This is a genomic window from Pseudomonas sp. yb_5 (genome assembly GCF_043103865.1).
Taxonomy (GTDB): Bacteria; Pseudomonadota; Gammaproteobacteria; order Pseudomonadales; family Pseudomonadaceae; genus Aquipseudomonas; species Aquipseudomonas putida_Y.
This window is the reverse complement of the sequence record NZ_JBICKE010000036.1, coordinates 1-19,413: the sequence shown is the minus strand read 5'-3', so window position 1 is coordinate 19,413 and position 19,413 is coordinate 1. Positions and strand designations below refer to the sequence as shown.

At 63.7% G+C, this 19,413-nt stretch carries 13 protein-coding genes; all 13 read right to left on the bottom strand.

The features are described from left to right. Positions 1 to 38: 38 nt before the first annotated feature. The 13 genes from tssM to ACF8GF_RS04645 all read right to left on the bottom strand — a co-directional run bounded on the left by tssM (position 39) and on the right by ACF8GF_RS04645 (position 18,897). Positions 39 to 2,534 carry a type VI secretion system membrane subunit TssM gene (tssM, locus tag ACF8GF_RS04705; protein ID WP_392487705.1) on the bottom strand — a complete coding sequence of 832 codons (2,496 nt, stop codon included), beginning with the start codon at positions 2,532 to 2,534 and terminating at the stop codon, positions 39 to 41. After that, positions 2,531 to 3,439, bottom strand: coding sequence for a type VI secretion system-associated protein TagF (gene tagF, locus ACF8GF_RS04700; protein ID WP_392487704.1), 909 nt, complete (start codon positions 3,437 to 3,439; stop codon positions 2,531 to 2,533). The genes tssM and tagF overlap by 4 nt, the downstream gene beginning before the upstream one ends. Continuing rightward, positions 3,436 to 7,239 (bottom strand): type VI secretion protein IcmF/TssM N-terminal domain-containing protein, encoded by a 3,804-nt coding sequence (locus ACF8GF_RS04695; RefSeq protein ID WP_392487703.1) that lies wholly within the window; start codon positions 7,237 to 7,239, stop codon positions 3,436 to 3,438. Before ACF8GF_RS04695 ends, tagF begins: the two co-directional genes overlap by 4 nt. Positions 7,240 to 7,269: 30 nt before the next feature. After that, the gene (icmH, locus tag ACF8GF_RS04690) at positions 7,270 to 7,986 is read right to left on the bottom strand and encodes a type IVB secretion system protein IcmH/DotU (RefSeq protein WP_176684543.1); all 717 of its coding nucleotides are present in this window, start codon (positions 7,984 to 7,986) and stop codon (positions 7,270 to 7,272) included. After that, a complete protein-coding gene (gene tssK / locus ACF8GF_RS04685; RefSeq protein WP_176684542.1) occupies positions 7,983 to 9,326 on the bottom strand; it encodes a type VI secretion system baseplate subunit TssK in 1,344 nt (447 codons plus the stop codon). Before tssK ends, icmH begins: the two co-directional genes overlap by 4 nt. Further along, the gene (tssJ, locus tag ACF8GF_RS04680) at positions 9,323 to 10,045 is read right to left on the bottom strand and encodes a type VI secretion system lipoprotein TssJ (RefSeq protein ID WP_176684541.1); all 723 of its coding nucleotides are present in this window, start codon (positions 10,043 to 10,045) and stop codon (positions 9,323 to 9,325) included. Before tssJ ends, tssK begins: the two co-directional genes overlap by 4 nt. Before the next feature lie 24 nt (positions 10,046 to 10,069). Beyond that, positions 10,070 to 12,667 carry a type VI secretion system ATPase TssH gene (gene tssH, locus ACF8GF_RS04675; RefSeq protein ID WP_392487702.1) on the bottom strand — a complete coding sequence of 866 codons (2,598 nt, stop codon included), beginning with the start codon at positions 12,665 to 12,667 and terminating at the stop codon, positions 10,070 to 10,072. Beyond that, positions 12,664 to 13,734, bottom strand: a complete 1,071-nt coding sequence (tssG, locus tag ACF8GF_RS04670; protein ID WP_339443096.1) for a type VI secretion system baseplate subunit TssG — start codon at positions 13,732 to 13,734, stop codon at positions 12,664 to 12,666. The genes tssH and tssG overlap by 4 nt, the downstream gene beginning before the upstream one ends. Beyond that, a complete protein-coding gene (gene tssF, locus ACF8GF_RS04665) occupies positions 13,698 to 15,518 on the bottom strand; it encodes a type VI secretion system baseplate subunit TssF (protein ID WP_339443095.1) in 1,821 nt (606 codons plus the stop codon). Before tssF ends, tssG begins: the two co-directional genes overlap by 37 nt. After that, positions 15,518 to 16,000, bottom strand: a complete 483-nt coding sequence (gene tssE / locus ACF8GF_RS04660) for a type VI secretion system baseplate subunit TssE (RefSeq protein WP_003248355.1) — start codon at positions 15,998 to 16,000, stop codon at positions 15,518 to 15,520. The genes tssF and tssE overlap by 1 nt, the downstream gene beginning before the upstream one ends. A 26-nt stretch (positions 16,001 to 16,026) precedes the next feature. Then, the gene (gene tssC, locus ACF8GF_RS04655; RefSeq protein ID WP_003248356.1) at positions 16,027 to 17,529 is read right to left on the bottom strand and encodes a type VI secretion system contractile sheath large subunit; all 1,503 of its coding nucleotides are present in this window, start codon (positions 17,527 to 17,529) and stop codon (positions 16,027 to 16,029) included. Positions 17,530 to 17,543: 14 nt separating this feature from the next. Then, positions 17,544 to 18,083 (bottom strand): type VI secretion system contractile sheath small subunit, encoded by a 540-nt coding sequence (tssB, locus tag ACF8GF_RS04650; RefSeq protein ID WP_003248358.1) that lies wholly within the window; start codon positions 18,081 to 18,083, stop codon positions 17,544 to 17,546. Between the two features lie 64 nt (positions 18,084 to 18,147). Then, the gene (locus ACF8GF_RS04645) at positions 18,148 to 18,897 is read right to left on the bottom strand and encodes a hypothetical protein (RefSeq protein WP_339443094.1); all 750 of its coding nucleotides are present in this window, start codon (positions 18,895 to 18,897) and stop codon (positions 18,148 to 18,150) included. Positions 18,898 to 19,413 lie beyond the last annotated feature (516 nt).

The following is a 19,413-nucleotide window of genomic DNA, read 5'->3' as shown; positions in this document are numbered from 1 at the left end:
TCCTGTGAGGCCCCGGCGACCGGTTATTGCGGCGTGGCTCAGTTAAGCCCACGCACTTCGATTTCCACCCGGCGGTTGGGCTCCAGGCACTTGATCAACTGCGTTCGCGGTTGTTGCATGTCGCAGTTGACCAATGGCTTGCGGCTGCCTTCGCCCTGCGCGACCACCAGCTCGGCAGGTACGCCTTTGCCAACCAGATAGGTGCGGATGGTTTGTGCGCGTTGTTTCGAAACCTGCAGATTGCTCCGCCTGTCACCCAGTTGGTCGGCGTGCCCCGAGATGATGATCTTGCCGATATTTGGCGTGTTCAGCAGCTTGCTGGCAATTGCGCTCAGCTGGTTCTGGCCTTCGTTTTTCAGGCTCTGGAAGTCGGCGCGGCCGAAGGCGAACAGGGTGTCGGATTCCAGCGTGATGGTCTCGATCGCGCGCAGTGACTGGGCTCGCAGGCTATCGATGTAGTTGCGCGAACTGGACATCAGGAAGGCGTTGTCGAGAATGCGCGGTACATCTGGTTCACGAATCTGGTCGCTGTAGAACGTGATCTGGCGGCTGGCGTACAGGTAGTCCTGGTTGCCACCGGCCTCGCTGCCAGCGGCGGCCATGCTGTTGCCGGTATGGCGGGCGATGGCCGGGTACCAGTAGTCCGGCAGGTGCGCCTTGAGAAACGCCGGGTCGGCATGCTCGCGCTGGCCCGGAGAAAGCATCACATAAGTGTCCAGGGCCGCCTTTCCGAAATTGGCGATCGACTGGGCGCGGTTGTCATGGGGCAGGGCCTCGGCCTCTACGCTGTCAATGCCGCTCACTGGCTGCAGCTCACGGGTGTTGCGCTGGTAGACCTTGAGCGTGGTCAGCAGGTACAGGGTGCGGGTCAGATTATCGGCCGTGGGCTTTAGCATCACATTCTGCAACGTGGCGAAGTAGCGGTCGCGCAGCAGCGGCTCGACCTCATGGCCCTGGTACAGGCCCAGGCGCATGCCGAGGGGCACACCCTTAGCGTGGTGCTGCTCATGGTAGTGAGCAGCCCAGAAGCGCAAGCGGTCGAGGCTTCGCCAGGCGGTGTACTGGCCGCTGGCCGCCTGGTCGTCGGCCTTGGCCTGGGCCAGTTCGTCGGCAATGCTGGCCAGGGTGGCGCGGTTGTTCAGGTACGACCAGCCCCACAGGCTGCACAGCACCAGTGCCGCCAGGCCGGCAGCGCCCACCCACCCGGCCTTGCGCCGGCGTTCACGGTGGTTGCTGGTGTACAGCGCCACCAAATGCTGGTCGGGAATGATCACTTTGCGGAACAGGCTGTTGATGAACAGCGGCGCCGGCTGGCTGCCGGCAGTGCCCGTTCCTTCTGCGTGTTCGAGCGCGAAGCGTTCGGCCACATGCTGGCCGTGGCAGCCCCACTGAGCCTCGTCGGCCTGCAGCGCCGCGGTGAAATAGAAACCGCGCAGCATTTCGGCATTCTGGTAAGGGTTGGCACGCAGCAGGCTGTCGACGAACTGATGCAGGCGCGGCTTGAGCGCGGCCAGCTCCAGCGGGAAGCGGTAGGCAGCGTCGTTCCGCCGGGTGACTTGTATGTCCTGCTGCACCAGCTGCTGGCTCGCCATCTGCCCCCAGTAACGGGTCAGCTCGTCCATCGCAATGCTGAAGCGCTGGCCCCAGTCGGCTTGCTCGTAACCCTTGTGAGAGAAGGTTTTACCCATCACTTCACCACGAGCCGCGTCGTCCAGTTGGCGATAGAACGCGGTGAAACCAGGGATCAGGTCGCACTTGGTGAACACCAGGTAGATTGGCAGGCGCACTTCCAGCAGCGCGCAGCTTTCCTGAATGCGTTCGCGCAGGCGCTTGGCCACGCGCTCCTGGTCTTCGACCGAGCCATGCAGGATATCGGCGATGCTGACGCTGACGATCAAGCCGTTAAGGGGACGGCGCTGGCGGTGCTGGCGCAGCAGTTGCAAAAAGCCGCGCCACTTGCCGGCTTCCTCGGGGCTGTTCATGTAACGCCCGGCAGTGTCCAGCAGTACCGCTTCAGAGCTGAAGAACCAGTCGCAGTTGCGCGTGCCGCCCAGGCCCGCGACCCGCACGCCTTCGCGCTCGGCATAGGGGAAGTTCAGGCCCGACTGCAGGATCATCGTGCTCTTGCCGGCGGCAGGCTGGCCAATGACCAGGTACCAGGGCAGGGCATACAACGCATCCTTGGTCGAGGTACCGCGCGGCTTGTTGCTGTGCAGGCGCTCGATGCTCTGCAGCAGGCGCTCGCGCAACAGGCTGACTTCTTCCCGGTCGGCCGGGGCTGCACTGAGTACGGCCTGGTCGGCGTCGTCGCGCAGCAGGCCTTCAAGGTTGTGGTGCTGACCCACTCCGCGGTACAGCAGCAGTACATAGCCCGCCGACAGCAGCAGAAACACGCCGATCCCGGCCAGCAGGCTGTGCAGCGAGGCGAAGCCGAAGGCTCGGCCGATGGCCCAGACCAGGAAGATCGCCAGGAAGAACGCCACGCCCAGCAGGTAGGGTTGGTAGCGCAGGCAGTAGTACTTGAGCTTGTTCATACAGGCGTCGCATCCAGTGCATCGACGAACTGGTCGATGACATGTTCAAGGGGGCGGTCGTAATCGTGCAGCCGTGGCACCGTTGTCAGCGGGCTGAGCAACTCCAGGTGCTGGCGCGGGTCGGCACAGCCACTGAGCAGGCGGTAGGCACAACTGGCGTGGCGCGCCGGGAAGCAATACAGCTGCGGGTGCATGAAGTCGTCGGCCAACAGGCTCACTGCCGGCAGCTCTCGGTGTTCGCTCATGCGGGCCAACCAGGTCAGCCACAGGTCGGCAGTGGGGTTTTTAAGGCCACGTTCGGCCGGCAACGGCAATTCGATGCCGCCTGCAAAGTCGCCCTGCAGCGAGGCACGGCCGAGCTGCAGGTGGGCGAGGGCAGTGGCACTGTCGAAACCAGGCCAGGACCCATGAAGGGCACGGGCCACATCCGCGAAGCTGAAATCATGCAGGAACTTGGCGTGCACCCGGCGGAACAGGTCCAGGTCCTGGCGCTGCAGCGGGCGCAAGGCCTTGATCCGTTCGAACAGGCGGGGGCAGTCGGCGCCTTGCACGGCCTGGTGCAGCATCGGCTTGATCTGCGCGCTGAACAGCTCGCCAAGCGTGAACGGGTTGACCAGCCCAGTATTGTCATCGCCCTTGAGCAACTGGAAGATGAAGAACGGGTAGCGCCGCTGGCTGGCATCGCGTGAGCTGAGCAGGCCACCCAGTAGCCAGTTGCCGTTGCGTGCGCGGTAGGTGAAAAAACACATCGGCAGCGCGTCGAACAACGCCTGCCAGTCATCGCGGTAGCGCATGGCTGCCAGCGATGACTGCAACCAGGCGTCGAACTCGCAGACTTCTTCCGCCGCCCCATGCAGGCTGACGAAATCTGCGCTCCACGGCAGCTTGCCGAAGCAACCGATCATTGCGCGCCCCTGCTGTTGAGGGCGCTCAGGGCCTTGACGTCACCCAGATCGGTCAGCTTGACCCCACCGAAATTGCGCACGACAAGGCTTACGCGGCCGCTGGCGGTGTTCCAGCTGAAGCGTTGCTGAATGCCGTCAAGGTCGTCGACCCGAGCGCTCTCGTTCATGCGCAGCAGGCCCCACCGCCCAGGGAAGTCGAACACGGTGACCCGTGTGCCGCTCAGGGTGACGACGTCCAGGCGCGCGCCCGGAGCGTTGCTGTTGCCCGGCCAGGCGAAGCGGTTCCAGCTGCTGCGGCCGTTGCGGTAGTGCTGCTCCTGGCCATCGAGGGTGAAGACGATGTCGGTGAAGTTGGCTGAAGGCTCCAGCATGATTTCGAAGCCGTTGTCACGGTCCGACAGGCTGGCGATTACCTGGCCCACGGAGCTGGCCTTGTCGATGCTGTTGAGCATGCCAGGGTTGACCAGCGCCGGCCCCTTGCCATCGCCCACACCCAGACCTTCGCCACCGGCCAGGTTGCCGATTTCGTTGCGCTTGAAGGCCGGCAGCAGCCCGCTGTCGGGATCCACGAAGCGTTGCAGGTCTTTCACCGAAGCCTCGTTGCGGCTGCTGCCGGCAATCGGGTAACGGTGTGCCATCACCTGCTCCCAGGGCTTGGCGATCTGCTGCGCCCAGGCCTTGGCGATCTGCTGGCCGGCCGGATCGCGCAGGGTCGCCCAGGCATACTGGATGGGCAGGCTGAACAGCCCCTGCAGCGAGCGCGACAGGCCATCCTGGCTGGTGTCGACGCTGCTTTCCACGTAGTTGCGCACGGTAGTGATTTCGCTCGGCTGGCCTTCCAGGGTCTCGCTGATCAACTGTTTGCTGCTCTTGCCCACATCCTGCGAGCGCTGGATGTTGTTCATGCGTACCTTGAGCTTGCGCAAGGCGGCCAGGTAGCGGTCCATGATGGTGCTGTCGGCGCCTTCGGCGTTGTTTTCGGCGAACACCCGCGCCACCGGCTCGAAGCGCTTGGCCAGGCTACCGTCGTCCACCGCCGGCAGGACCGGGGCGACGTTGGCGGGCAGGGTGTCGTTGGCGTCGAACAGACCGGTGACCTTGCTCCAGAAACCATCATCGCGGGTGTTGCCGGGGGCCGGGATGGCTTGCTTGACCGGCAGGTCCCACCGGGTATTGTCGTTGACCGCCTGCAACAGGTTCTTCACGGGTGAGTTCTGCACGTCGCTCAGCAGCCCCAATTGCCGGGTCGCCGAGGCTAGGTCGGCGAAGTGGCGCACGCCAACGCTGCTGACCATCTTGTACCAGGCCTGGGTGTAGTCGCGCTTGTAGCGGGTCATGAACTCGCGCACGAAGTTGGCCTTCTGCACGATGGCATCGCCACCTTCGCCGTCCAGCACCCAGTCCGATTCGTTGCGCAGGTTGCCCGACACCAGCTTGATCAGCTCGGGCTTGACGAAGGTGTCCCAGCCCTGGCGGGTGTAGATCGCCGGCACGCCAGCGGTTCCATACAGCAGCGCGCGGCCCGGTTGCGGGACCAGGTCGTTGAGGTTCAGTGCCGGGAACTGTCGGCTCGACTCGAGCTGCAGGCGCAGGTACTCGCGATCGACCAGCGAGCTGGAAATCATGAACGACTTGAGGTTCTGCCGGGTTTCGTTGATCAGCTGTTCGTTGCGCGGCAACGACGGCGCCTGGCCCTGTTCCAGCAACTGCACGTACAGCGGGGCATTTTCCGCGATCACGCCTTCGTCGGCCGCGGTGCCTTCGGCGGCGGCGCTGGCCCAGGCCTGGGGCAGGCTGGCAGCGACGAAGGCCGGGTCTGGATGGCCCTGGGGCTCGGTCAGCAACAGGTACAGCTTGAGGGTGTTGTAGGCCTCGATGATCGACGCCACCTGCTGCTCGTCGAGGCGCCCGAGCATTTCTTCGGACAGTGACAGCCCACCGGTGGCGGCGGACAGCTCGGCGCCATCGCTGGCAGTGGCGAGGTTGACCTTGGCGGCATAGGCGCCAGCACGGGTGTTGCCCAGCGCGGCCTTTGCCCTGGCTGCAACGGCAGGGGCCAGCGGCTTGCCATTGCGTTTCTTCGGCAGCGGGGCCGGGGTGAATTCCAGCTCCTGGTTGATACCGTTGGCGAAGGTGTTGAACGCCCGCATCTGCACTTGCAGGTTGCGTGCGATCGGTTCCAGCGCCTGGCTGCGCAACTGCGCCAGGTAGGCGCTGCGGGTCACCTGGTGAATCGCCTCACCCTGGTACAGGCCACCACCCAGCTGCAAGGGCACTCCCTGCAGGCGATGGGCTTCGACGTTGGCCATCTGTTCACGCAGCACTTCCAGGCCCTTGCCTGCGGCCAGCTGCTGCTCGCGGTCTGCTGCCTGCTCGATGTGCGCCAGCTGCCCGCGCAGGTTGTCCAGCCACTGGCGGTTATTGGCGAACGACAGCGCTTGCCAACCGATGAACAGCAACCCGGTGGCGGCGGCCAGGCCCAGTAGCAGCGGGCTGAACGCAGCCTGGCGGCCCAGGCGCGACTGGTAAAGGATCAGGTCGCGGTCGGGGAAGATCACCTGGCGGAAGGTGTCGGTGATGAAGTAGCTGCGGTTGCCCAGGGGCTTGTCGACGTGCCCGGCCTGCTCATCGTAGGCGGCCTGCAGGGCGAATTCGTCGGCGATGACGTCTTCATAGACCTGCCCCAGTTGCTGCCCGTTCTGCAGTGCACTGGTGAAGTACAGGCCACGCAGCAGCAGCGGGGCACCGCCGCGATGGCCGCGGGTGAAGTGTTCGAGGAATTGCTCGAGCACACCGCTGAGGGCCGCGAAGTACTGTGGGAAATTCAGCAGGGTGCTGTCGGCTTCGGCACCGAGGGCGATCATCTGCGCGTCGACGTGCTGGCGAATATGAGCTTGCAGCTTCTTCAGGCGCGTCTGCAGCACCGCGTGCAGGCCGTTGGTGCGGATTTCCGAAAGGCCAAAGGTCATGCCCAGCGGCTGCTGGCGATCGTGCAGGTCGAGGCCGTCGAAAGCCTGGCTGAAGCCCGGCAACTGGTCGGTCTTGCTCAGCATCAGGTAAACCGGCGGGTTGGCATCGAGACATTCGGCGTATTCTTCCACCCGGGCCACCAGCTGGGCCGCGAGGGCATTGCGCTCATCGCTGTTAGCCGCCAGCAGCTCGGGCAGGCTGACCACCAGGACCAGGCCATTGATCGCCGCTTTGCCGCGTTGCTTACGCAGCATGCGCAGAAAGGCCGAGAACTCGCTGGCCGACTGGTCGTCGCGCAGGTAGCGCCCGGCGGTGTCGATCATCACGGCGTCGGGGCTGAAGTACCAGTCGCAGTGCTGGGTACCGCTTTCACTGTCGTTGGCCGTAGCGATACTGGCCGACAGACCGGAATGGGTCAGCAGCGAGGTCTTGCCGGCCGCCGACATGCCGACCACCAGGTACCAGGGCAGGTCGGACAGCGCCGCCTTGCCGCCGCCACCCGCGGAGCGGTCGGTGCGCAGCATGGCGATGGCGTGCTTCAGGCGCTCACGCAGCACCTGCTGGTCACGGAACTCGCCAGTGGCATTCCACGAGCGGTCGACCTCGATCTGCAGCAGGTTCTCCAGGTTGTGTTCGGCGCGAATGCGCTGGTATTGGCGCAGCACGATTACCAGCAGGAAGCAGGCACTGATGATTGCCAGCGCTTCAGGCACGTGATGACGCAGCCAAGGCACCAGCGGCGCGGCCAGCCAGCAAATCAACAGGCTAGCCAGCCACAGCAGTGGCAGCAGCACCCAGAAACTTTTCAACAGACGCAGTAATGTTTTCATGTCTTCCTGACTCGGCTACCTGGTATGTGCTCAGGCACTGAACAGCTGGCGGATTTGTTCGGACAGGGCGGCGACGTCCTTGTCCAGCAACCAGTCCAGCGTCAGGTACACGGCGACGCAGACCAACGCGATCAGCGCCAGATACACCCACAGCGGTACTTCATGGCGCAGCATCTGCGACACCGGGTCGGGCAGTGCCCAGTCCGGTGACAGGGCTTTGGGCGCCTTGCGGTAGCGGGCAATATCCTGGCCCAGGGTATTGGCCAGGTAACGCAGTTGGTCTTTCTGGCCGAGGCTGAACTTGCCCTCGAAGCCCAGTGCCAGGCACAGGTGGTAAACCTCGAGTACGTCGATGTTCTGCTTGACGTCGGCGCGCAGCGCCTCGACCTTCTCGAAGAAGCCTTCGCCGGCCAGGTGCACGCCGAAATAGCGGAACTGCAACGGCTGCAGCTCGAAGTGCCGACGCAGCGCGTTGTCGTCCGAGCGCAGTACGCTTTCGTCGAGGAAGGCGCACAACGCGTATTGGCTGTCCTTGACCTGCTCGACGCTGTAGTTGGCGGCACGGGCATCACGTTCCAGGTTGGCGAAGAAGCGTTCGACGCTACCTTCGAAGGCCTGCACCGAGGTGACCTGGCGGCCGCGACGTACGATCAACGCCATGCTGATGAAGTCCTGGACCAGGTCCTTGAGCGTCGGTTTGTCGCTGGCAGCCGGGACGGCGCCCTGTTGCAGTACGGCTTCGGTCATTTGAGCACCGCCATCAGTTCAAGCTTGAGGTTGGTAAAGGCGCTGGGCGCATAGAAGCAGATGGCCTGGGCGCTGATCATTCGCTCATACACAGTGCCGTGTGGCTCGATGGCGAAGTACTGGTTGTCCAGGCGCACCGGAATCGCGTTTGGCAGCCGCGCGGCATGATTGAGGGTGACACCCGGCATGGCGCTGTTGACCACCACTTCAATGTCTTCCGGCGAACCGACCTTGAACGCGCGGGGCACCAGCTCCAGCAGGCTGGCGCCGGGCATGTCGGCGTGCACGGCGATATAGAAGTCGGCTTCGGCCAGCCGCGGGTCGTGCAGTTGGCCTTGCCAGTGCGATGGCTTGGTCTGGGTCAGGTTGATGACAATGCACTGGTTGGGCACGACGTTGTCGAGCATCACCCGGATCATTTCGTCGAGCTTGACCAGCGACGCGGCCGGGTCGTGGTGGTCGTACTCGGGGATGTCGCTGAGCTGGGTGTCCAGGGTGAAGGTCAGCAGGCCGCCGGCCAGGTCGGCCAGGAACAGGTACAGGCGCTCCGGGTGCAGGCGCGGGTGGGCCAGTAGATGAGCCAGCTGCGGGTGGGCACGGTTGACCGTGTTCAGCAGCCAGAACAGGGTGACATCGCTGGAGCCGAACTCGGCGATCTGGTCGGCGCGCTCGCGGCGCCGGCCGGAAAGCGCCTTGCTCTTGGCCTGCAGGGCGCCGAGCAGGCGCTTGCCGATGCCGGCAATGGTCTCGTGGCTGCCCAGGTGCAGGGTGGGGTGGACGAAATGCGGGTCAAGGTTGAAACCGCCCATGCTGTTGCGTGTCAGCTTCGCCAGGGGGCAGTGGCTGTAACCGTCGAGGCTGTCACCGTCGACCAGCAGTACGACGTTCAGGCGCAAGCTGGTGATTTCGTTCTCCAGCTCGCCTTCATTAAGGTCGGGCAGGGTGTCGAACTGCTTGCGGAAACGCCGTGCGGCCTTGTGTTCGTGGCCATCCTCGACGTAGTTGCGGCCGAATGGCTCGGGCAGCTTGAGCGCAGCATAGACCTTCAGGTCGTTGGCCTTGAGCAGATCCTTGAGGTCGCGCGCGGCCGGCAGCGGATCGTGCTGCGGCGCGTCGTAGAGGCTGCCATCGGGGAACACCAGCTTCAGGCGCTTGAGCTGCAGTGAACCAGTGGCCAGGGCGTCCTCGTCCACCTGCAGCGCCTGAACTCCCCAATGGAAAGGAGTGCTGCGCAGGGTCGCCTCAGCCAACTGGTGCTGATGGAATTCGTCCTGATACTGGAAGTGTTGGGGCAGCAGAAACATGCCTTCCGACCACATCACCCGGCTCTGCTTGCTCATTTGACGCTATCCACTAAAGAATTGAAGGTTGAATCCATGGCGTTGCTGGCCGACTGGCTGGCGGCGTCGGTGGCTTTGTCGACGACCGCGTCCTGCACCTTGTCGCTAAGGGTCGCCTCGGCATCCTTGGCCTTCTGCGCAGCGGCAAGCTGGTCGGCGGTCGGCGGTTTGTTCAGTACGTCCACGCCCCGCATGGCGCTGATTTCGGTGTTGTCCACCAGCACCCGCAGGCCGTCGGAGGAGAACCAGATACCGTCCTTGCGCAGCGAATTGGCGTCGAAGGCGACTTTCCAGCGCGCGTCCTGCTCATCGCGGAAGAACGCCGCCACGCCGACGTAGCGCGCGCTCTTGGCCAGCGGCCACTGGTCGATCTGGCCGATGCCAGGCAACAGGGTAATCTCGCGGGTCTCCACCAGGGTGCTGCCCAAGGCTTTCTGCGGGGCGTCCCACAGGGTCTCGGCATCGGTAGCCGCGAAGCGCTCGAGGTCGGTCAGCTGGTACACGCGCATCACCACCGACAGCGGGTTGCCCTCGGCATCGGGGTTGAGCTGGTTGCCGCCGTCGGAGGTCAGGATGACCTTTTCGCTGTCGGCCAGCATGTCGGCCGCCCAGCTGTCTTCCATGCGTTTGCCGATACGGTCGGTGACCCCGCAGCCGGCCAGCGCTACCAGCAAGGCGGCTGCGGTCAGGCGTTTGAGGACGATGTGCTTGTGTTGCATCACGGCAAAACCTCCGGGTACTGGTCAGGCCAGGCGATAGGCAAAATCGCCATCGCTGCCCAGCTCGATCGCAAGGTGCTGGATCGGCGCGTCCTGGGCCATGCGCTCGAGCACGCGCTGGGCGAGTTCGGGCATCAGGGTCTGGGACAGGATGTTGTCGATGTTGCGTGCGCCGCTGTCGACCTCGGTGCAGCGGGCGGCGATGGCCTTGACCAGTGCCTGGTCATAGCTGAGCTCGGCCTGGTGGTTGCGGGCGAAGCGCTTGGCGATGCGTTCGAGCTTGAGGGCGACGATGCGCTCGAGGATCTGGTCCTGCACCGGGTAGAACGGCACGATGCTCAGGCGACCGAGGAAGGCCGGCTTGAACACATGGTTGAGCTGGTCGCGCAGGTCTTCCACGATCGCCTCGGGCGTCGGCAGCTCGGTGGCGTTCAGGCAGGTCTGCATGATGCGCTCGGTGCCGGTGTTGGAGGTGAGGATGATCACCGTGTTGCGGAAATTGATCTCGCGGCCTTCGCCATCGTCCAGCACGCCCTTGTCGAACACCTGGAAGAACAGTTCCAGCACGTCGGGATGGGCTTTTTCCACCTCGTCGAGCAGCACCACACTGTACGGCTTGCGGCGCACCGCTTCGGTCAGCACGCCGCCTTCGCCGTAGCCGACGTAGCCGGGTGGCGAACCCTTGAGGCTCGACACGGTGTGGGCCTCCTGGTACTCGGACATGTTGATGGTGATCAGGTTGCGCTCGCCGCCGTACAAAGTGTCGGCCAGGGCCAGGGCGGTTTCGGTCTTGCCGACACCGCTGGGGCCTAGCAGCAGGAACACGCCAATCGGCTTGTTCGGGTCTTCCATGCGCGCTCGGGAAATCTTGATGCGCTTGCCGATCTCATGCAGGGCGTGGTCCTGGCCCAGCACGCGTTCACCTAGCAGGGCCGGCAGGCGCTGCACGGTATCGATTTCGTCACGCAGCATCTTGCCCAGCGGGATGCCGGTCCAGCCACTGATGACCTGGGCGATGGCGCCGCTGTCGACCAGCGCGTGGACCAGTGGCTGCTCGCCTTGCACGCGCGCCAGCTCGGCACGCAGGGTATTGAGCTGTTGGGCGTCGGCATCGTTGGCGGCGTCCAGTGCCTTGAACTGTTCGACCAGCTCCAGCTCTTGCTGCCACTGGGCATTGAGCTGCTGTTCCTGCTGCTGCTCGGACTGCAGGGCAGCCTGCAGCGCTTCCAGGCGGCGGGCATGGTCGTGCCCCTTGCCGGCTTCGTGGCCGAGCACGCCGATTTCCGCCTGCAGGTTGTCGATCTGTCTGCGGCAGTCTTCCAGTGCGCCGGGCAGCGAAGATTGCGCCAGGGCAATGCGTGCACAGGCCGTGTCGAGCACGCTGACCGCCTTGTCGGGCAGCTGGCGGCCGGTGATGTAGCGGTTGGACAGGCGTACCGCCTGCACCAGCGCTTCGTCCATCACCGCCACCTTGTGGTGCTCGCGCATCTTGTCGAGCAGGCCGCGCAGCATGTGAATGGCCTTGTCTTCGTCGGGCTCTTCCACTTTGACCACCTGGAAGCGGCGGGCGAGGGCGGCGTCCTTCTCGAAGTACTTCTTGTATTCGGCCCAGGTAGTGGCAGCGATGGTGCGCAACTCGCCACGGGCCAGGGCCGGCTTGAGCAGGTTGGCGGCATCGTTCTGCCCGGCCTGACCGCCGGAGCCAATCAGGGTGTGGGCTTCGTCGATGAACAGGATGATCGGGTGCAGGCTGCGCTTGACCTCTTCGATCACAGCCTTGAGGCGGTTCTCGAACTCGCCCTTGACCCCGGCGCCGGCCTGCAACAGGCCCAGGTCGAGGGTGTGCAGGGCAACGTCCTTGAGCACCGCCGGCACGTCACCCTGGGCGATGCGCAGCGCCAGGCCTTCGACCACGGCGGTTTTGCCGACCCCGGCTTCGCCCGTGAGGATCGGGTTGTTCTGCCGGCGGCGGGTGAGGATGTCGACCATCTGCCGTACTTCGAACTCACGGCCCAGCACCGGGTCGATGCGGCCTTCGCGGGCGCTTTGGGTAAGGTTGACCGTGTACTGGTCCAGCGCCGGGGTCTTGCCGCTGGCCTTGCTCGACGTGCTCACTGGCGCCGCTGGGCTGGCCAGCGGGCTGGCCTGCCTGGACTCGGCGCTACCCTCCACCAGCGCGGCAAGGTTCAGGCGCAGGTCATCGGCGTTGATTTTTTCCAGCTCTGGCGCCGAAGCGATCACCACGCGACGCAGTTCAGCATCGTCGAGCAGCGCCTGCAGCAGGTGGGCGCTGCGCACCTGGCCTACGCCGTACTCGATCGAGGCCAGCAACCAGGCTTGCTCGATCATGCGGGTGATGTGCGGCGACAGCGCCGGGGTGCGGGTATTACCTTTCTTGAAGGTGCCCAGGGCGGTGACCAACTGCGCCTGCAGGCGTTCGGCGACGACGTCGTAGTGGCGCAGGATCGGCGCCAGGTCGCTGTCGTTGTTGTCGAGCAATTGCAGCAGCAGGTGCTCCACTTCCACGTCGTAGTGGTGCTCCGACAGGCACAGGGCCGCCGCGCTTTCGGTGGCCGTGCGGCTGGTTTCGTTGAGCTTGGCGAACAGAGACTTCAGGTTCACAAGGCGACCCCATCGTAAGGAATGTGGAAGACAGCGCAACGCGAAGGCTCCGCGTCGCGACCAGGGCGTTTGAGCCAACCCAGCCAGCCCAGGGCGACATTGCCGCTGCGGCCCAGTTGGGCGCGTGGCACCGCCTCGCGCTTGAGGCGCGGGGCAATTTCGAAATCCAGTTCGGCACCTATATAGAAGCGCACCAGCTCGACCAGCTTGCGGTAGCAGGCGGTGCCCGGCTGGAAGCGCTGGTAGTCGGCCAGGTTCAGCGGGCCCAGCTCGATACGGATGCATGACTGGTAGTCCCAGACCCGGTTGCCGGCGACGGCGCTTTGGCCAAGCTGGGCATTGCGGCGGCCGAGCTGGGTGCATTGTTCGGGCTGCAGGTGCAGCCAGCGCCCGGCGAACGGCTGGACCTTGATCGGCAGCGAGAAATAGAAGCCGAGCATGCGTTCAAGGTTCAACGCATTGCGCGGCTTCTGGCTGAGCAGGCCGGCAAAATAGCTGAACAGCTCACGACGCAATGCTGACGGTTGCTCTTCGAACTTCAGTTTCTGGGCGCGCGGCCCGAGGCCAACCAGGTTGAGCAGGTAGCCATCGAAGCCCGATGTGCCATTGCGCTCGTGCTCGATGTGGAATTTGTATTTTTGCCAGGCCTCGTAGAACAGCGTGGTCATCCGGTGCGAGAAGATGTCGAGAAACGCATGGGCGGCATCGTCGCGATACTGCACGTGGCGCTCGAGCAGCAGCTCGGTGTAAGGGCGCGGCAGCACGCCTGACGGCCCGACCAGGCCCATGAAGGTGACCTGCACTTCCGACAGCGGTAAGCCTGCTGGCGACACCTTGCCTTCGCGCTCGAAGTGCAGGTCGCTGACCTCGCTGGCCGGGAACGCCAGCGACAGCTGGGTACGGAAACGCAGCGGGTCTTCGTGCGGCCGGGTTGCCAGGTCCATGCGCCCGGTGCGGCTGTAGTGCAGGCGGAGCAGGCGCACCAATTGGAAGAATTCGAATCGGTGCGGCTCGGCTCGGGCCTGATCGATCAGACCAGGGGCTGATCGCCGGTGCGTGCTGGCCATTGTACGACTCTCTTTTCTCGTTGTTGGGTGCGCAGGGTCAGTTGGGTGAAGCTGTTCATCGAGCAGTACTGGCCGAAGAAGTGATCCAGCACCTTGCCGAACAGAAACACGCCGCTGCCGATGAACTGGCTTTCATCCAGGGTCAGGGTGATGCCGACGCCGCGCACGAAATTAGGCCGCGGGTGGCCGATGCGCGCGACCACCGGTTCGCTGCTGATCGCCTTGATGCCGTTGATCTGTTTGCGAATGGCGGAGACATTGCGGTAGTTGTACAGCGACAACAGCTCCAGCAGCACTTCGCGGCCTTGGCTGACCAGCGACAGATGGTTCAGCGACAAGTGGGCGATCAACCGCCAGATCAGGCCCTTGCCCAAGGGCACACGCACCGTGGCGGTGGGCTTGCGCAGGCAGCGGATATCCTTGATCACCGAGTTGGCGGGAATGGTGAAATCGCCCCGTTCGCCACCGAACGGCAGCATCAGCGGCACGTCGCGGTTGCTGCAGGTAAGGCCGATACTGAGGGTGTCGCTGCTGGCATCGATCAGCTCCAGATCGCGGTCGACCACGCGGATGCTCATGGCAGTGGCGTCACCCTGATTTCGCCGACGCGCGACCCAGAAGCTGCTGTGTGGGTCTTGCTCGCCCCGGGGTTCGAAAAACGGCTGGCAGGTGGCGACCTGGTCGATACCGCCGAGTTTGCGCACCCGCCGTACCCGGTCGATCGAGACCACTTCTGCCGCGTTGTGCAGCCGTGTATCAGGGGTGACCGGGTATTCGTGCTGGGTGTGGGTCAGCTTGATCGGCTCGGCCTGCTGGCGGAACAGGTTGATGATCGGCGTGCAGTTGAGCTTGAAGTTGTTGCGCCCGATGTTCTGGGTCAGCCGCGCCAGGCGCTCGCTGAGGTCGTAGTCGGAGAAATAGAAGTTGAGCTCTACCTGCTCGATGGCCTTGCCCTGCAGGATGCGGGCAAATCCACTGAGGTCGAAGAACATGAACTTGTCGGGGAAGGTGAAATACTCGTGCAGCAGGCGGTAGCCCAGGAATGAGCGTTCGGAGTAGTCCACCAGGCCTTCGTCGCGGGCGTAGCCCACGGCTTTCAGGGCATCGGCCGGCAGCGCTACCTCGCGGCTGCGGCCCTGGTCATCGAAGCTCAGCGTGGCCTTGGCGAGGTTGTTGAACAGCAGTTCGTACAGCTGCAGCATCAGCGTCGCTTCGCCGTCGAGGAAGAACCGCAGACGGTTCATGTCCATCTGCCCGAACAGGGCATCACCAGTGGCTGCCAGGCGGATGCGCAGACGAGCGACCAGGTCGGCGCTGTGCCCGTTGAAGGCCGAGCGTTCCATTTCTGTGAACGAGGCCTGCTGCACGGCAATCGGCCACAGCTCTACCGGGTAGCAGGTGCGGAACTTGCACACCACGCCTTCCACGGGATTGGCATGCATCTCGGTATGGCGCGCCACGCGGTAGGCTTCGGTGACTTTTTCGTGCCTGCCCAGGCTCAGTTCGACAATCGACATCGACGGAGTAGGGCGCAGGTAGTGGGGGTACAGTACCTCGAGGAAGGATTCGACGATTTCCGGAAACTCGTCATCGAGCTTCTTGTGCACCCGCGCAGACAGGAACGAGAACGCCTCGATCAGGCGCTCGGTGTGCGGGTCTTCGCAGTTGTCGCCCTCGATCAGCAACCGCGAAGCGATCTTCGGGTACTGCGCGGCAAACTCCTGGCCGAGAAAGCGCAGGTGCGACAGTTCCTGTTCGTAGTAGGGCAGCAGTTCGTCGAGCATCAGTTGAGGTTCTGCACTTTGTATTCCTGGGTGTTGACCTGCAGCACGGCGTCGAATGACACCTGGCGGCTGATGTCCTGCAGACGCAACACGGCGTCCACGCGGAAGGTCAACATGCGGTGGCCGTTCTGCTGGGCCAACAGCTGGACACGGACCCGGCGAAAGCGCCGGTCTCCGGTGCTGATCGCCCGCTCCAGCTGTTGCTGGATCAGGCGACGATCGTGCGGGTCGAGCACGCTGCGGCTGATGAAGTCCGGCATGCCGTATTCAAGGATGGAACCACCGAGCTGGCTGAAGCCGTCGAGCTCTTCGGCGACCAGGGACTGGCGGGTGTTCACCAGTACTTCGAGGTCGCGGACGATGCTGGCCTTGTACTCGGCCAGCGAGCAGGTGCGCTGCGCTGCGGGCTCGGCCGACTGGTAGGGACGGTCGTCCAGCAGTCGGTCGAGCAGCGAGGGCAGCAGGCGGGCCTGGTTACTCATGTGTCATCCCTGTACACAACGGCCTGTCAGCCGCGCGCGCCCTGTGGCAGCTCGGCAACCAGCCGCAGCGAGGCGGTCAGTTCATCCAGCTGGTAGTGCGGGCGCAGATAGGTGACGGCCTTGTACACGCCTGGCTTGCCGGGCACTTCGAACACCTCGGCGCGGGCTTCGCGCAGCGGGAACTTGGCCTTGGCTTCCTGGCTGGCGGTATCGTCGAGCAGCACGTAGCTGGCCAGCCACTGGTTGAGGAAGCGCTCGACATCCATGCGCGAGGCGAAGCTGCCGATCTTGTCGCGCATGATCGCCTTCATGTAATGGGCGATGCGCGAAGTGGCGAAGATGTATTGCAGCTGGGCCGACAGGCGTGCGTTGGCGTTGGCGATGTCGGTGTTGTACTGCTTCTGTTTCTGCGCCGACTGGGTGCCGAAGAACGCGGCATAGTCGGTGCCCTTGCAGTGCACCAGGGGGATGAAGCCCAGGTCCGACAGCTCTTTTTCGCGGCGGTCGGTGATGGCGATTTCGGTCGGGCACTTGAGGGCGATTTCGCCGTCGTCGGTCTTGAAGGTATGGGTTGGCAGGCCTTCGACCAGGCCGCCACCTTCCACGCCGCGGATGGCCACGCACCAGCCGTAGCGGGCGAAGGCATCGGTGACGCGGGTGCCGAGGGCGTAGGCGGCGTTCATCCACAGGTATTTGTTGTGGTCGCGGCCATCGACGCTTTCGACGAAGTTGAATTCTTCCACCGGGGTGGTATCCGGGCCATACGGCAGACGACCGAGCACGTGGGGCAGGGTGAGGCCGACGTAACGCGAGTCTTCCGAGGCGCGGAACGACTTCCACTTGGCGTATTCCACGGTGTCGAAGATCTTCGCCAGGTCACGCGGGCCGGACATCTCGGTGAACGAGTCCCAGCCGAACAGCTCGGACGAAGCGGCCGAGATGAACGGCGCGTGCGCCGCCGCCGCGACGTGCGAGATTTCTTCGAGCAGGTACATGTCTTCGGGGTTGCGGTTGAACTCGTAGTCACCGATCAACATGCCGAAAGGCGCGCCACCGAAGGTGCCGTACTCTTCTTCGTAGACCTTCTTGAACAGCGCGCTCTGGTCGAATTCGCTGGCGGCCTTCAGGTCGCGTACCAGGTCTTTCTTCGAGGCATTGAGCAGGTGGATCTTCAGCGTGGTGCTGGTCTCGGTCTGGTCTACCTGGTATTTCAGGCCGCGCCAGGAGGCTTCCAACTGCTGGAACTCGCGGGCGTGCATGATCTCGTTCATCTGCTCGGAGAGCATCGCGTCGATTTCGGCGATACGCGAATCGAGCACGGCGATCAGGTCCTTGCTCGGGGTCATCTCACCCTCGAGCACCTGGTTCACCAGTTCGCCAATCAGGTCGCGGGTGCGGTTGCGCTCGGTGTCGGAGCGGGCCACGCGGCTTTGCGAAATGATGCTGTCGAGCAGCGAGGGCTGTGGTGCGAAGTTTTCCACTTCGACCAGGTCGCCGGCCTGTTGCGGTGCGGTTTGCTTGTCGGTCATGTTCGGGCTCCTGCTCAGGCGCGATCGTCGCTGGACGGGTCTTTCACTTCGGCTTCACGGCCGAATTCCTTGCCCAAGGTCTTGAGCTTTTCGGTGTTCTGCAGCACGTCCATCAGCAGCTCTTCGAGCTTGTCGTTGCCGCCCATCTTGTTGCGCAGGTCGGCCAGCTTGTTGCGCACTTCCAGCAGCTTGCGCAGCGGCTCGACCTGCTTGACCACGTTCTGTGGCTCGAAGTCTTCGAGGCTGTTGAAGTTCAGCTCCACGCCCAGCTGGGTACCGTTCTTGGCCAGGGTGTTGTCGACGCGGTAGGTCAGGCGTGGCTTGATGCCCTTGAGTACACCGTTGAAGTTGTCGCGGTCGATGTACACGAACTTGCGGTCCTTGAGCTTGGGCAGCGGCTCCAGCGGGTTGCCGGAGAAGTCACCCAGTACGCCGACGACGAAGGGCAGCTCCTTTTTCTCGATGGCATCGCCGATGTCCACGTCGTAGGTGATATGGACCCGAGGCGCGCGAACGCGGTCGAGTTTGTGCTGAGTGCTTTCCTTCTTCGCCATCGTGTTCTCCAGTGCGAGCAATTCGCTGCGAATCATTGCGCGGCCCGGTGCCGGGCGCTGCGCGTTACAGTCCTTCGATCGTCAGCAGCAGGCGCTGACGGATTTCGTCGTTCATTTCCAGAATGTTGTCGCGGCCCACCAGTTCTTCGAAGCTGGTGTTGCCGGCAATCTGCGTGCTGCTGCGGATGACCGAGTCGTCGGGCAGTTCCGAGCGCACCGGCGAGCTGATGACGCAGAACGGCAGGTCGCCAAAGCCCTTGAGGCGTTCGAAGCTGAGGCTGTAGCGCAGGCCCTCGAACAGCCGGCCAAGGCCGGGCGACTTGCTCAAGCAGTAGAACAGCACCAGGTAGTGCACCACGAAGCGGTACAGCTCGGCGCTGCTGCGGTTGGGGTCTTTGATGACGTTGCGAAACCGCGCCAGGTCGAAGGCGTGGAAGCCCACTACCCAGCGGGTCGGGCTGGTGATGCGGATGACCTGGCCGCTGTGTTCCAGGGTTTTGTCGTATTCCAGCGGGAACAGTGCGGGGGTGGTGCTGATCAGGTTGAGCGGTACTTCCAGCTCGGTGACCAACTGGAACGGCGCAGCCGAGCCGATGCGTTCGTAGAGTTCGACCAGGGCCTGGAAGTGGCCCTGGGTTTCGCGCCCGCTGCTGCGCTGTGCGCCTTGCAGGTATTCGCCAAACAGGGTTTGCGGACGGATCAGCGGTGCCACGGTGGCAAGGTAATCCGCCGCCTGCGCCTTCAGCGCATCGGAGATCACCCGCGTCTGGCTACGCAGCTTGATCAGTGCTTCGACATCGAATGTCTGTGTCATTGGTGCATCGTCCATGTGCCTGCATGATCGTCCTGAAACGCCGGTGGCGTGGACCTGAAAAATCGCCTTTCGGCTGCAGCGAATTTGAGTGCTGGCATATGAATATTGTGTTGCCAGCAATGCCGAGTAGGGCACCTCGCTGTGGAAGAAGTTCCGGCGAGGGGGGCGATTTTTTCCCCGTTTTGAGACGCGGCGCAATAATGGCGCGATGATATTGACAGCGTGTCTTGGGCGCAGGAGATGGGGGATTAAGCCCTAAAGACTGGGTACGAAAGGGGCTGGAAAGCGATGAAAATCGTTGGCAAAAGTTTTTTTCAAAAAGTGAATCAGTTCTCATTTTGTGCGCCGGCCGCCTGTGCGTTGCGGGATGGGGGCGCGTGTCAGGATGATGGCAATGCGACGAGTTTCGTCGCGCCCGGCGGGGTAACTGTATTGTTCAAAACCTAATAGCTAGCGCGATGCTCGTAGGAGCGGGTTTACCCGCGAATAGGCCGGACCTGCCGACCACTATCCCTG

Coding starts and splice junctions, on each gene's coding strand:
- tssM (WP_392487705.1), bottom strand. CDS start 2,534: ATGAACAAGCTCAAGTACTACTGCCTGCGCTACCAACCCTACCTGCTG.
- tagF (WP_392487704.1), bottom strand. CDS start 3,439: ATGATCGGTTGCTTCGGCAAGCTGCCGTGGAGCGCAGATTTCGTCAGC.
- ACF8GF_RS04695 (WP_392487703.1), bottom strand. CDS start 7,239: ATGAAAACATTACTGCGTCTGTTGAAAAGTTTCTGGGTGCTGCTGCCA.
- icmH (WP_176684543.1), bottom strand. CDS start 7,986: ATGACCGAAGCCGTACTGCAACAGGGCGCCGTCCCGGCTGCCAGCGAC.
- tssK (WP_176684542.1), bottom strand. CDS start 9,326: ATGAGCAAGCAGAGCCGGGTGATGTGGTCGGAAGGCATGTTTCTGCTG.
- tssJ (WP_176684541.1), bottom strand. CDS start 10,045: ATGCAACACAAGCACATCGTCCTCAAACGCCTGACCGCAGCCGCCTTG.
- tssG (WP_339443096.1), bottom strand. CDS start 13,734: ATGGCCAGCACGCACCGGCGATCAGCCCCTGGTCTGATCGATCAGGCC.
- tssF (WP_339443095.1), bottom strand. CDS start 15,518: ATGCTCGACGAACTGCTGCCCTACTACGAACAGGAACTGTCGCACCTG.
- tssE (WP_003248355.1), bottom strand. CDS start 16,000: ATGAGTAACCAGGCCCGCCTGCTGCCCTCGCTGCTCGACCGACTGCTG.
- tssC (WP_003248356.1), bottom strand. CDS start 17,529: ATGACCGACAAGCAAACCGCACCGCAACAGGCCGGCGACCTGGTCGAA.
- tssB (WP_003248358.1), bottom strand. CDS start 18,083: ATGGCGAAGAAGGAAAGCACTCAGCACAAACTCGACCGCGTTCGCGCG.
- ACF8GF_RS04645 (WP_339443094.1), bottom strand. CDS start 18,897: ATGACACAGACATTCGATGTCGAAGCACTGATCAAGCTGCGTAGCCAG.